Genomic DNA, 13,355 nt, shown 5'->3' with positions numbered 1-13,355 from the left:
GTATTAACCGAGCGTGTGGCTCGCAATAAGTTCAACCATCAGTGAATTGATATCCTCGTCGGCGGCCGTGAGTTTCTTGGCCTCCTTGGCGGCGAAAACCACGTTCTCGATCTTCTTGACCTTCGTGGGCGAACCCGCGAGGCCGAGTTGTCCGGGATCGGGATCGACATCGGCGGCGGCCCACTCCACGATTTGCAGGTACTCCTTCGCAGCGGCGCGCTGTGCGGCGGGCGACTCGGGAGCCGCGGCGATTTCGGAACCGGCCAGGGCGCCCTTGTACTTCATCACCCGCTTGGCGTTGCGCGGACGGCACTCGGCGGCCGAAGCGTTGACCGTCACCACGGCGGGAATCGGACACTCGACAACCTCGGTGCCATGCTCCAGGCGGCGTTTCACGACCAGCGCCCCCGCCTTGACCTCGACGATCTCCTCGGCATAGGTCACCTGCGGAAGGCCGAGTTTCTCGGCAACCTGCGGGCCCACCTGCGCGGTGTCGCCGTCGATGGCCTGACGGCCTGCGAAGATCACGTCGGGAGCGATCTTCTTCAAGGCGCACGAAAGGGCGTAAGAGGTGGCCAGCGTATCCGAGCCGGCGAATTCGCGGCCCGAAAGCAGGTAACCGCCGTCGGCGCCGCGGAACATCGCGTCGCGGATAATGTCGGCGGCACGCTGCGGCCCCATCGTGAGAATATGGACCGTGGAACCCTCGACGCGGTCTTTCAGCCGCAGGGCGGCTTCCAGCGCATTGAGGTCCTCGGGATTGAAAATGGCCGGAAGCGCCGCGCGGTTGACCGTCCCTTCGGGGGTCATCGCGTCCTTGCCCACGTTGCGGGTGTCGGGCACCTGCTTGGCCAAAACAAGAATTTTGAGGTTTTGTTGTTGCATATAAGTTAAGTGGTTATATATTGATATCCTTTTCCTGTTACCGCTGTTATCGCAAACGGGCTGTCTACCGGAATGCAGACGAAAGCCGCGGAACCGAACGACAGCGAAACAACCTGCTGCCGCCCCGAAAACCGGCGTCTTACTCCGGACGGACAATGGTTTCGCCGCGGTCGGGACCTACCGAGATGATCTTCACGGGGACGCCCGTCTGACGCTCGATGAACTCCACGTAACGCTTGAACGCCTCGGGAAACTCCTCGTAACGGCCGTACTTGCGCAGGTCGCATTTCCACCCCTCGAACTCGGTGTAGACCGGTTTGAGCTCCCCGTCGATCTCGTAGGGGAATTCCGAGGTCGTGCGCCCGCCGATCTCGTAGGCCGTGGCCACCTTGATCGTGTCGAAGTCGTTCATCACGTCGGATTTCATCATGATGAGCTGCGTCACGCCGTTGATCATGATCGAATATTTCAGGGCCACCATGTCCAGCCATCCGCAGCGGCGGCGGCGTCCCGTGACGGCTCCGAACTCGTGGCCGATGTCGCACAGCCGCTCGCCCGTCTCGTCGAAGAGCTCCGTGGGGAACGGCCCGCTGCCCACGCGCGTACAGTAAGCCTTGAAAATGCCGTACACCTCGCCGATGCGGTTCGGAGCGACGCCCAGTCCGGTGCAGACGCCCGCGCAGACCGTGTTCGAGGAGGTCACGAACGGATAGGAGCCGAAATCCACGTCCAGAAGCGTCCCCTGGGCACCCTCGGCCAAAATCGACTTGTCCTGCGCGAGGCAGTCGTTGACGAAATATTCGCTGTCGATGATGTGGAAGCGGCGGAGGTATTTCACCGCCTCGAACCACTGCTTCTCCAGTTCGGTGATGTCGTATTGGTAATCGAGGCTTTTCAGAATTTTCTCGTGACGCGCCTTGGCCGCGACGTAGATCCGCTCGAAATCGGGGCTCAGCAAATCGCCGACACGCATGCCGTTGCGGCTCACCTTGTCCGTATAGGTCGGGCCGATGCCCTTGCCCGTGGTGCCGATCTTGGCGCTGCCCTTGGCCGCCTCGTAGGCCGCGTCGAGGATGCGGTGCGTCGGCAGGATCAGGTGGGCTTTCTTCGAAATGCAGAGCTGGCGGGTCAGGTCATGGCCGCTGGCCGCCAGCGCCTCGGCCTCCTCACGGAAAAGGATGGCGTCGATCACCACCCCGTTGCCGATGATGTTGGTCTTGCCGCCTTGGAAAATGCCCGAAGGTATCGAGCGGAGTACGTACTTCTCGCCGTTGAATTCCAACGTGTGACCGGCATTGGGACCGCCCTGGAACCGGGCCACCACCTCGTAGCGGGGCGTCAGCACGTCCACGACCTTCCCTTTGCCCTCGTCACCCCATTGCAGGCCGAGGATCACGTCAACTTTTTTCATTGTATCCGGTATCTAATTTATACTTGCAAAAGACATTTTTTGCACCCAAAGGTACAAATTATTATCCGAAAAGCCCAAACCGCACGGCGGACTTTTCAACAAATTATAAAGAAAACGGGTCGAAAAGAGGAAAGATAAAGGGCAATCCGGACGGGCGCGGAACCGAATGGGAAGCGGGGAAGCGGTACTTTCGCACCCTAAAACCCGCCTCTTAGGGGACGGGCGCAGCCGGATGGACAGCGGGAAAACAGGCCGTCCGCACCCTAAAACCCGCCTTACAGGCGGGTGAGTTCGGTCGGTCCGTCGAAGGAGATGTTCTGCGATACGAGGCAGTAGACCGTCGTCAGACCGGGATTGCTGCGCACATCGGCCTTCAGGTTGGCGTCGCACGAAGCCACGTCGAGCGTCGTGAGGGCGTTTCCCCGACAATCGAGCGTCAGCAGCGAGGCCGTCGAATGCAGGTCGAGACGCGGCAGGTCGTTGCCGCTGCAATCCATCCACACCAGTCCCCGCACGCCGTCGAGATCGAGCGACACGAGCGCATTGTCCCGGCAGTCGAGCCGTTCGAGGTAAGTGCAGGCCGTGAGGTCCAGCCGCGTAAGGTCATTGCCCGAACAGTCGAGTTCCCGAAGGTTGAAGAACTCCCGGATGTCGGTCAGCGACGCGATGCCCCGCCCGGGGCACGACATGCGCCGGACACGCTGCGCCTCGTAGCGCGAAATGCGTCCGTCGCCGTTCGTGTCGAACTTTTCGAGGCAGTAAGCCTCGAACGCCTTGTCGTAAAAATCGAGATAGATGTATTTGTTGTCCTCGTCGCGGTCGTCCTCGGCAAGGCCGCAGGCCGTGCAGAGCAGAACGAACAGGACGGAGAGGGCACGCACCATAGGCAGCGTCAGATGCTCACGTCGTCGTCGGAACTGTCCGTATCCGATGCGTCGTCGTCGCCGCCCTGGATGTCGTCGGCACCCTTGATTTCGTCGTCGTAATAGTCCTTGTCGTCATCGTCGTGCGAGTTGTCGTCAACCTTCACATCGACCTTCACCATGTAGGCGATTTCGTCCGTGTCGTAGGGCACGGCATAGAAGAAGTCGCCGTTGGGCTTGTCAACGCGGATCATGGCGTCGGTGAAGCCCAGAGGATACTTCGCCTTGACGGCCTCCTGAATTTCGGGAGTCAGGTTATGGAAACTCGTTACGATATGTTTTTTCGCGGTAGTCTGGTTTGCCATAAAAGTGCTTGGAAATTTTTTGCAATTATAAGCAAAATTTGAATATCGCGCCACATCTGCAATTTTTTTTTGCATTTTTTTTGATTTTGCCCTGTTTTTACCCGTTGTTAAAGACAAAATATGTAACTTTACACACGTCATTCTTATATTATGGTACGCGAACGAATCGAGGAGCTGCGCCGTCAGCTCGAACTGCATAACTTCAAATATTACGTCGAAAACGCCCCCGAAATCTCGGACTTCGAATTCGACGCGATGATGCGCGAGCTTCAGGAACTGGAACGCGCGTACCCCGAATTCGCCGATCCCAATTCCCCGTCGGTGCGGGTCGGCAGCGACCTCACGGCGGAGTTCCAGACCGTCAGGCACCGCTACCCGATGCTGTCGCTGGGCAACACCTACTCGCTGGACGAACTGCACGAATTCATCGCCCGCATCGAACGCGAGACCGGCCCCACGGACTACGTATGCGAGCTGAAATTCGACGGCACGGCCATCTCGCTCACCTACGAGCACGGACGCCTCGTGCGCGCCGTGACGCGCGGCGACGGCGTGCAGGGCGACGACGTGACGGCCAACGTGCGCACGGTGCGCACGGTGCCCCTGCGCCTGCGGGGCGAGGGATGGCCCGACCATTTCGAAATCCGGGGCGAGATCCTGATGCCCTACGCCTCATTCGACCGCCTCAACGCCGAGCGCGAGGCCAACGGCGAACAGCTCTTCGCCAACCCCCGCAACGCCGCCGCCGGAACGCTCAAGCAACAGTCGTCGGCCGTGGTGGCCCGGCGCGGACTGGACTGCACGCTCTACCAGCTGGCGGGCGACGAACTGCCCTTCACGACCCACTGGGAGAGTTTGGAAAAGGCCCGCGAATGGGGCTTCAAGGTTTCGGATGCGGCGCGCATCTGCCGCAGCGCCGCGGAGATCGACGCATTCATCGAACATTGGGACACGGCGCGGCGCGAACTCCCCTTCCCGACGGACGGCGTGGTGATCAAGGTCAACGACTTCGCCGTGCGGCGCCAGCTGGGATTCACGGCCAAGGCCCCGAAATGGGCCGTAGCCTACAAATTCAAGGCCGAACAGGCCCTGACGCGCCTCGACAGCGTGTCGTTCCAGGTGGGGCGCACGGGAGCCGTGACGCCCGTGGCCAACCTCGAACCGGTGCTGCTCGCCGGAACCACCGTGCGGCGCGCCACGCTGCACAACGCCGAACAGATGGCCCAGCTGGACATCCGCCCGGGCGATATGGTCTACGTCGAGAAGGGCGGCGAGATCATCCCGAAGATCATCGGCGTAGACCTCTCGCAGCGTCCCGCCGACAGCCGGCCGTTCGAATACATCACCGTGTGCCCCGAATGCGGCACGCCGCTGGTGCGCTACGAGGGCGAGGCCAAGCACTACTGCCCCAATCAGGGCGGATGCCGGCCCCAGATCATCGGCCGCATCATCCACTTCATCCGCCGCAAAGCCCTCGACATCGAGGGACTGGGCGAGGAGACCGTGGAACTGCTCTACGAAAACGGACTGGTGCGCGACGTGGCGGACCTCTACGACCTGCGCGCCGAACAGCTGGCTCCCCTGCCCCGGCTGGGCGAGAAATCGGCCGACAACATCATCCGTTCGATCGAACGGTCGAAGCAGGTGCCGTTCCAGCGCGTGCTGTTCGGACTGGGCATCCGCTTCGTGGGCGAAACGACGGCCAAATACCTCGCCGAGCACTTCCGGTCGCTGGACGCCGTGATGAAGGCCACGCGCGAGGAGCTGGTGGAAGCCGACGAGGTAGGCGGACGCATCGCCGACGCCATCATCGAGTATTTCGCCGAGGACGAGAACCTGCGGATCATCCGCCGTCTGCGCGACGCGGGGCTGCAATTCGAGGCCGAAGCGCGCGAACTGGCTTCGGAGAGCCTGGCGGGCAAGACATTCGTGGTCTCGGGGAAATTCTCGCGCAGCCGCGACGAGATGAAGGAGCTGATCGAAATGCACGGAGGCAAGAACCTCGCGGCGGTGTCGGGCAACGTCGATTACATCGTCGCGGGCGAAAACATGGGCCCCGCGAAGCTGAAAAAGGCCGAGAAACTGGGCGTGAAGATCATCTCCGAGGAGGAGTTCTTCGCCATGATCGAAGGCGGAAGCCCGGCGGAAAAGGCAGCACAGCAGGAACTGTTCTGACGCCCGCGTCAAGGACTCCGACACAAAACGACAGACGAAACTAACAACGATAATCAGAAACTCTATGCTACGACACAAACTTTCCGGCGTGGGCGCCGCGATGATAACCCCCTTCACGGCGGACGGCCGCGTGGATTACAAGGCGCTGGCCCGCATGATCGACTACGTGATCGAAGGCGGCGTGGACTACATCGTCGCCCTGGGCACCACGGCCGAAACCCCGACCCTCTATATGCCCGAACGCGCCGTGATCGCCATGTTCATCACCAACCACATCGCCGGCCGCGTGCCGCTGGTGATGGGCTGCGGCGGAAACTCCACGTCGGAGGTGCTGGACCAGCTGCGCGAATTCGACCTGCGCGGCGCCGATGCCATACTCAGCGTGACGCCCTATTACAACAAGCCGTCGCAGGAGGGGCTGTACCAGCATTTCCGCACCGTATCGGAACATTCGCCCCTGCCGGTGATCCTCTACAACATCCCCGGGCGCACGGGCGTCAACATGACCTCCGAAACCACGCTGCGCATCGCCCGCGACTTCGAGAACGTCATCGGCGTCAAGGAGGCTTCGGGCGACATCGAACAGATGCAACGCATCCTCGACAACCGTCCCGAGGGCTTCCTCGTGCTGTCGGGCGACGACGGCATCACCATTCCCCTGATGCGCCGCGGCGGCGACGGGGTGATCTCGGTGGTGGCCAACGTTTTCCCCGAACGCTTCATGAGCTGCGTGAACCACGCCAAAGCGGGCGATTTCGACACCGCCGAACGCGAATACGCGCAACTGGACGAAGCGGTCAAGGCGCTGTTCGAAGAGGGCAACCCCGTAGGCGTGAAATGCGCCCTTTCGGTGATGGGACGCATCGGCGACACGATGCGCCTGCCGCTCGTGGCCGGATCGGAAAAACTCCGCGCGAAATTCAAAAGGCTCATCGCCGAATACGATTTGCGCTGAATCCGCGTTCGTATCAGAAACGACCTGTATGAAACGACTGCTGCTTCTGCTGCTCCTGATTCCGGCGCTGGCCGCCGCCAAAGTCCCCGACGAGGACAACATCATCGACCGGACGATGGATTCGGAATCGCCTTACTACTATCCGGCGCTGATGCTGCGCTACAACGCGGGCGATGCGACGCTGACCGACGAGGATTACCACTATCTTTATTACGGATACGCCTATCAGGACGACTACAAGCCGCTGGCCACGAATCCCGATCTGGACAAGATGCTGATGCTGGTCTCGGGCCTCGACCCCGAGAAACCCGACATGGCGACGCTGGAGTCGATGATCTCGATGGGCACCGACGCCCTGAAGCGCGATCCGTTCAGCCCCAAGATCCTCAACCTGATGTCATTCGCCTACGGAGGGCTGGGCGACGAGGTGCGCGAGAAAGCCTATTCGAACCGCATGAACGGCGTGATCCGCACGATCCTCGCCTCGGGCGACGGATTCACGCAGAAAACCCCGCGCCACGTGCTGATGTTCGACCATGCGCTCGACGTGCTGGCCGCCGAGGGGCTCTCCTACGGCAAGGCCCGCATCGTCAGCCGCACGGTGGAGTTCGTGCCGCTGACGGTTCCCTATGTCGTCGAGGGTAAGAAACGCAAGGGATTCTATTTCGACTTCGGCCGCGTCTACTGGAACAAACCCGAGGGCTACACCTACAAACGCGACCGCACGTGGCAGTTCAACAACCTCAAACCCCGCACTTACAAATGATCCGCATCCTCCGACATACGCTCTGGCTGCTCGCGGCGGCGACGCTCGCGGCCTGCTCCAAGGAGGTTCCGGGATACGATCCGCCCGCCCTGGCCGACCGCACCGTCCTGCTCTACATGCCGGGGCAGAGTCTGATCGCCTACTACGAAAACAACATCCAAGGCATCCGCACGGCCGTAACGGGCCGGGCGCTGGGCAAAGGGCGGATGCTGGTATGCTGGCAGCCCGACGACCAGACATCGGCCGTGATGCAGGAGATCTATTACGACAGGAACAAGCGGTGCAGCGAGGCCAAGACGCTCAAAACCTACGACGATTTCGACGCCGGAAACCCCGCAGCGGTGCAGCAGCTGTTCGCCGATGCCGCGGAACTGGCTCCGGCCCGAAATTACGGATTGATCATCGGCTGTCACGGCAAGGCGTGGATTCCCGCGAGCGGCGGCGTGCTGCCCCGCTCGATGCTCCCGGCCGACGACGTATGGACGACGGCGCCCGGAGCCAAGCAGACCCGCTCGTTCGGCGACACGGGTTACGAACTAGATATTACGGAACTGGCCGCGGCGCTCGAAGCCCAGCGGTTCCGTTTCGACTACCTGATCTTCGACGACTGTTTCATGGCCAATATCGAGACGCTGTACGACCTGCGCCGTGCGGTGGATTATATCGTGGCCTCTCCCTGCGAGATCATGGCCGCAGGTTTCCCCTACGACCGGATCGTCCCCCACCTGTTCGAAGGGAACGGCGTGTTCGACGGTCTCGAAAAAGCCTGCTGGGAGTTCTGGAACTTCTACGAGAACGACTGGGACACCGTCCAGAGAAACGAACAGTCGGGGTGCATCTCGCTGGCCGTCACGGCGCAACTGGATGCGCTGATGATGGAGATGCGCCAGATCAAAGATAAGAAACAGCCGTTCGACATCGACGCGCTTCAATACTACAAGGGGAACGCCACGAAGCTGTTCTACGACCTGGAACACTACGTTACGCTGTGCTGCAACGATCTGGGTGCAATAGACAGCTTCAAGGCGCAGATGGAACTGGCGTTTCCGGTATCCTGCCGGCACCACACGAAATACTTCTATTCGGCCTACGACGCCATAAAACACCCCGTAAACTACTATTCGGGCGTCTCGGTCAGCGAACCTTCGACGGTGTACGCCGCCGAAAACCGGCAGACGAACTGGTATCGGGATACGCACTGAAACGAATGAACGACGGCCCGTCCGACAGCGGGCGGGCCGAAGAGAGAAAAAGAGGGGCCGGCTGTCACGGATGCTCGGCACGGCGACATTCAACGGCAGGCGGAACGACTACGGGACATCTCCCGGATTCTCGTTCGTCGCATTACCTCCATCCCATGAACATACGGGTCGTCTCGGCGTCGTGGTGGTCGAAGAACAGACTCTTACCCGTGTCGAGTGCGGCGATGGCGGCCATGTCCTCGTCGGAGAGCGTGAAATCGAAGATGTCGAGGTTCTGCCGCATCCGCTCGATGTGGGTCGATTTGGGGATGATGATGACGCCGCGCTGAATCAGCCAGCGCAGGGCCACCTGCGCCACCGACTTGCCGTATTTACTGCCGATTTCGGCAAGAACCGGGTTCGTGAAGAATCCGTTGCGGCCCTCGGCCAGCGGGCCCCACGACATGATGCGCGTACCGAACTCCTCCATGATGCGCTGCGGCTCCCGCTGCTGGTCGAAGATGTGCGTTTCGACCTGATTGACCGCCGGGACGATCTCCATATTGCTGGCCAGGTCGATGAAGTGGTCGGGGTAGAAGTTCGAAACGCCGATAGCCCGCAATTTTCCCTCCTTGTACGCCTCCTCCAATGCGCGGTATGCACCGTAGCGGTCGCAGAAGGGCTGGTGCAGCAGCATCAGGTCGATGTAGTCGGTCTGCAAGCGGCGCAGGCTCTCGTCGATGGAGGCTTTGGCCTTTTCGTAACCGTAGTTGGAGATCCAGACTTTCGACACGAGGAAAATCTCTCCGCGGTCGATGCCGCTGCGGCGCACGGCGTTGCCCACGCCCTCTTCGTTATGGTAAGCCTGCGCCGTGTCGATCATGCGGTAGCCGACGCTCAGCGCATCCGCAACGCAACGCTCGCACTCGGCGGGCGAAACCTGGTAGACGCCGTAACCCATCTGAGGCATCTCGACGCCGTTGTTCAATTTGATCGTTTTCATATTCTCACTATTATGATCGATTATTCCCGGCAGCAAAATTACGCTCTTTCTTTCCGGGCGTTGTTATACAAATTTCGGTTCATATTGCTGTTTTTGCGGTTAGGGGCAACCCCGTGTACCAAAAACCGGAATAATTGCAATTCAAGCCGCATTTCTTGTAAGTCCGTTGTGGAGGAGACCCGCTAATTTTGTGCCGAGAAACCATTAAAACGGATCGAGAGATATGAAAAAGGTTATTGCAATGTTCATCTGCGCAGCCTCGATGGCCTGCGTCTCCGTCTCAGCACAGGATATTTACCATACTGCCGCCGGCGTGCCGATGGTGCAGCTCAACAACGGCATTCTGATGCCGCAATTCGGGCTGGGGACGTTCCTCCAACCCTCCGACGAGGTGTGCAAACAGTCGTGCCTCACGGCCTTGCGCGCCGGCTACCGGCACATCGACACCGCCCACGCCTACAACGACGAACGCGGCGTCGGAGAGGCCGTGAAAGAGAGCGGCATCCCGCGCAACGAAATATGGATAACGAGCAAGCTGTGGCCGACGGAGTATGGCGAAGGCACGACGATGGAAGCCATCGACAAAATGCTGGCACGCCTGCAAACCGATTATATCGACCTGCTGTACGTCCACCAGCCCGTGGGCGATTTCGTGGGTGCATGGCGCGATATGGAGAAAGCCGTGGCTACGGGCAAGGTGCGTGCGTTGGGTATCAGCAACTTCGACGCCAACGACGAGGTGTTCGAAAAGATCATGGCGGAATCGCGCGTGAAACCTGCCGTGCTTCAAATCGAATGTCACCCCTATGCGCAGCGGCTGGCCATGCGCGAGAAGGTGAAGCCCTACGGCATCCACATAACCTGCTGGTTCCCGCTGGGCGGTGCGATGTCGAACGGTGCGCTGCTGAAAGACCCCGTGATCCGACAGATTGCCGAAGCGCACGGCAAGACCCCGGCGCAGGTGATTCTGCGCTGGCACATGCAGGAGGGATTCTCGGCCATACCCGGAGCCTCGAATCCCGATTACATCGAAGAGAATATCGCAATTTTCGATTTCGAGCTGACCGACGGGGAGATGGAGATGATGCGTGGATTGAATAAAGAAAAACGTTTCTTCAATGCCACCTACGAGCAGGTGGAACAGATGGGAAAGATGCCCATGCGGGATTAACGTATATGCGACATCTACCGAAAAAATCGCATCATATCCCGTAATTTCTGTAAGGACGCTCTCGGAGGCATCCTCTATCTTTGCAAAAGACAACATATTACGACATTCAATATGAGTACGGACAATAAAATCAGCCGCCGGGATGCTTTGAAGCGCATGGGAGCCGCCGTGCTCGGCGGTGCGGTCGCATCCTCGGGGCTGCTCTCGCTGACATCGTGCGAGGGGAAAAGGAACAAACGCATCATTTTCTATTTCACCGGAACCGGCAACTGCCTGTACATCGCCCGCCAGCTGGCCGGAGCGGATACGGAACTGCTCAGCATTCCGCAGATGGTGAAACGGGGAAAGTATGAATTCGAAGCGGACGAAATCGGCATCGTCTACCCCATCTACGGGCACATGCCGCCCTATATGGTCCGGCAGTTCATCCAGAAAGCCAGGCTGAAAGCCGGATACAAATTCGCCGTGCTGACCTACGGCGCACGGAAATGCGACGCCGTGGAGATCTGGGACCGCATATCCCGAAAGGCCGGCAATGCGTTCGACTATATCGGCACCATCGTCATGGTGGACAACTGGCTGCCCAACTTCGACATGAACGAGCAGATCAAGATAGACAAGCACATTCCCGAGAATTTGCAGAAGATAACGGCGGACATCGGCGGCCGGCGGCATTGGCACGAACCCGTGACGGAAGAGGAACGGCAGCAACATCAGAGTTTCATGCAGCGGAGCGGCCTCGACCCCGAAGTGGGCTTCCTGATGAAAAGCGAAAAATGCTTCACCGTGACCGACGCCTGCATCGACTGCGGAATCTGTACGTACGTGTGTCCGCGCGGCAACTATGAACTGACATCGAAAGGCGTCGGGATCTCCGGCGACTGCGAATTCTGCTTCGCCTGCATCCAGAACTGTCCGCAGCGGGCCATTCAGTTCCGCAAGTCGGAAGACGGCTCCTTCCCGGACGGGACGGAAAAGAACCCCAATGCCAGATACCGCAACGAACATATTTCGCTGATGGATCTCAAACTGGCGAACAATCAGAAACCATAACGATCCGAAGACGCTATGTTGAGAAAATTAAGACTGACACTTGCCGTATTGTTTTTCGTTGCGGTCACGGCCCTGTTCCTCGACTTCACGGGAACGGTTCATGCGTGGCTGGGTTGGACGGCGAAGATCCAGTTCCTGCCCGCGCTGCTCGCCCTGAATGTCGGCGTGATCGTCGCGCTGGTTCTGCTGACGCTGCTGCTGGGCAGGGTCTACTGCTCGGTCATCTGCCCGCTGGGCGTGATGCAGGACATCGTGTCGTGGATAAGCGGGCGGCGGAAAACAAAACGGTATCGCTTCTCCTACTCGCCCGAAATAAAGTGGCTGCGCTACGGAGTGCTGGGACTGTTCGTCATCGCCTTGATCGCCGGCATCGGCTCGTTCGTGGCCTTGCTGGCGCCGTACAGCTCCTACGGGCGCATCGCCTCCAACCTTTTCGCCCCGCTGTACCGCTGGGGCAACAATCTGCTGGCCTATTTCGCCGAGCGGGCGGACAGCTACGCTTTTTATGAAACGGAGGTGTGGATGAAGAGCCTGCCGACGTTCGTTATCGCCGCGCTGACATTGGTCGTGCTGGCCGTGCTGGCATGGCGGAACGGACGCACCTATTGCAATACGATCTGTCCCGTGGGAACGATCCTGGGATTCTTCTCCCGTTTCTCGCTGTTCCGTCCGGTGCTCGACGCGGAGAAGTGCAGGAATTGCAGCCTCTGTTCGCGCCGCTGCAAGGCCGCCTGCATCGACTACAAGAACCATCGCATCGATTACAGCCGCTGCGTGGCGTGCATGGACTGCCTGGACGCCTGCAAACACGACGCCCTGCATCTGCAATACCGCCGAAAAAAAACGACCGGACCGGCAGCGGAGAAACCCGAGCAGGCAGAACGGATCGACACCTCCCGCCGCCGCTTCCTTTCGACGACGGCCGTGCTCGCCGTCGCATCGGCGGTAAAGGCGCAGGAGAAGAAGGTGGACGGCGGACTGGCCGTCATCGAGGACAAGAAGATCCCGGTGCGTGCCACGCCGATCGTACCGCCGGGAGCGTGGAGCGCACGCAGTTTCGCGCAGCATTGCACCGCCTGTCAGCTTTGCGTGTCGGCCTGTCCCAACGGCGTGCTGCGCCCTTCGACCGATTTGCAGAAGCTGATGCAGCCCGAAATGTCCTACGAACGAGGCTACTGCCGTCCGGAGTGCACGAGGTGTTCGGAGGTCTGCCCCGCGGGAGCCATCCGGCCGATCACCGTCGAGGAGAAATCCTCCACACGCATCGGTCATGCCGTATGGATCAGGAAGAACTGCATTCCGCTGACCGACGGTGTGGAGTGCGGCAACTGCGCCCGCCATTGTCCCTCGGGGGCTATCCTGATGGTGCCCTCCGACGGCGACGACATGAACTCCGTCCGGATTCCGGCCATCAATGCCGAGCGGTGCATCGGGTGCGGCGCATGCGAGAACCTGTGTCCGGCGCGTCCGTTCAGCGCCATCTACGTGGAGGGACACACGATGCACAGCGTGATGTAGAAACTTTCA

At 60.1% G+C, this 13,355-nt stretch carries 12 protein-coding genes; 7 read left to right on the top strand and 5 right to left on the bottom strand.

The genetic code is table 11. From position 1 onward, the window contains the following. Positions 1-3 precede the first annotated feature (3 nt). The 4 genes from WMO46_RS08515 to WMO46_RS08500 all read right to left on the bottom strand — a co-directional run bounded on the left by WMO46_RS08515 (position 4) and on the right by WMO46_RS08500 (position 3,524). Positions 4-885 carry an electron transfer flavoprotein subunit beta/FixA family protein gene (locus tag WMO46_RS08515; RefSeq protein WP_349094196.1) on the bottom strand — a complete coding sequence of 294 codons (882 nt, stop codon included), beginning with the start codon at positions 883-885 and terminating at the stop codon, positions 4-6. Between the two features lie 139 nt (positions 886-1,024). Beyond that, the gene (locus tag WMO46_RS08510) at positions 1,025-2,296 is read right to left on the bottom strand and encodes an adenylosuccinate synthase (protein WP_349094195.1); all 1,272 of its coding nucleotides are present in this window, start codon (positions 2,294-2,296) and stop codon (positions 1,025-1,027) included. Positions 2,297-2,571: 275 nt separating this feature from the next. Next, positions 2,572-3,180 (bottom strand): leucine-rich repeat domain-containing protein, encoded by a 609-nt coding sequence (locus WMO46_RS08505; RefSeq protein WP_129651990.1) that lies wholly within the window; start codon positions 3,178-3,180, stop codon positions 2,572-2,574. A gap of 8 nt (positions 3,181-3,188) precedes the next feature. After that, on the bottom strand, positions 3,189-3,524 hold the full coding sequence (locus tag WMO46_RS08500) for a hypothetical protein (protein ID WP_019150610.1): 336 nt from the start codon (positions 3,522-3,524) through the stop codon (positions 3,189-3,191). Positions 3,525-3,674: 150 nt separating this feature from the next. Here WMO46_RS08500 and ligA point away from each other — a divergent pair, with 150 nt between their 5' ends. The 4 genes from ligA to WMO46_RS08480 all read left to right on the top strand — a co-directional run bounded on the left by ligA (position 3,675) and on the right by WMO46_RS08480 (position 8,622). Then, positions 3,675-5,699, top strand: a complete 2,025-nt coding sequence (ligA, locus tag WMO46_RS08495; protein WP_349094194.1) for an NAD-dependent DNA ligase LigA — start codon at positions 3,675-3,677, stop codon at positions 5,697-5,699. Positions 5,700-5,763: 64 nt separating this feature from the next. Beyond that, positions 5,764-6,654 carry a 4-hydroxy-tetrahydrodipicolinate synthase gene (gene dapA, locus WMO46_RS08490; RefSeq protein WP_129651989.1) on the top strand — a complete coding sequence of 297 codons (891 nt, stop codon included), beginning with the start codon at positions 5,764-5,766 and terminating at the stop codon, positions 6,652-6,654. Between the two features lie 28 nt (positions 6,655-6,682). Continuing rightward, positions 6,683-7,420, top strand: coding sequence for a DUF4919 domain-containing protein (locus WMO46_RS08485; protein ID WP_129651988.1), 738 nt, complete (start codon positions 6,683-6,685; stop codon positions 7,418-7,420). Then, complete coding sequence (locus WMO46_RS08480; protein WP_129651987.1) at positions 7,417-8,622, top strand: clostripain-related cysteine peptidase; 1,206 nt, start codon at positions 7,417-7,419, stop codon at positions 8,620-8,622. The genes WMO46_RS08485 and WMO46_RS08480 overlap by 4 nt, the downstream gene beginning before the upstream one ends. 142 nt (positions 8,623-8,764) lie before the next feature. On the opposite strand, the gene WMO46_RS08475 is transcribed toward WMO46_RS08480, so the two are convergent. Then, positions 8,765-9,604 carry an aldo/keto reductase gene (locus WMO46_RS08475; RefSeq protein WP_349094193.1) on the bottom strand — a complete coding sequence of 280 codons (840 nt, stop codon included), beginning with the start codon at positions 9,602-9,604 and terminating at the stop codon, positions 8,765-8,767. Between the two features lie 223 nt (positions 9,605-9,827). On the opposite strand from WMO46_RS08475, the gene WMO46_RS08470 reads away from it, so the two are divergent. From WMO46_RS08470 to WMO46_RS08460, 3 genes are all read left to right on the top strand, one after another. After that, positions 9,828-10,775 (top strand): aldo/keto reductase, encoded by a 948-nt coding sequence (locus WMO46_RS08470; protein WP_129651985.1) that lies wholly within the window; start codon positions 9,828-9,830, stop codon positions 10,773-10,775. A gap of 111 nt (positions 10,776-10,886) precedes the next feature. Beyond that, positions 10,887-11,828, top strand: coding sequence for an EFR1 family ferrodoxin (locus tag WMO46_RS08465; protein ID WP_349094192.1), 942 nt, complete (start codon positions 10,887-10,889; stop codon positions 11,826-11,828). A gap of 15 nt (positions 11,829-11,843) precedes the next feature. Next, positions 11,844-13,346 (top strand): 4Fe-4S binding protein, encoded by a 1,503-nt coding sequence (locus tag WMO46_RS08460; RefSeq protein WP_129651983.1) that lies wholly within the window; start codon positions 11,844-11,846, stop codon positions 13,344-13,346. Positions 13,347-13,355: the final 9 nt, after the last annotated feature.

Source organism: Alistipes intestinihominis, assembly GCF_040095975.1.
In the GTDB taxonomy this organism is placed as follows: domain Bacteria; phylum Bacteroidota; class Bacteroidia; order Bacteroidales; family Rikenellaceae; genus Alistipes; species Alistipes senegalensis.
The sequence above is the reverse complement of the archived record's forward strand: the minus strand, read 5'-3'. Positions and strand labels throughout refer to the sequence as shown.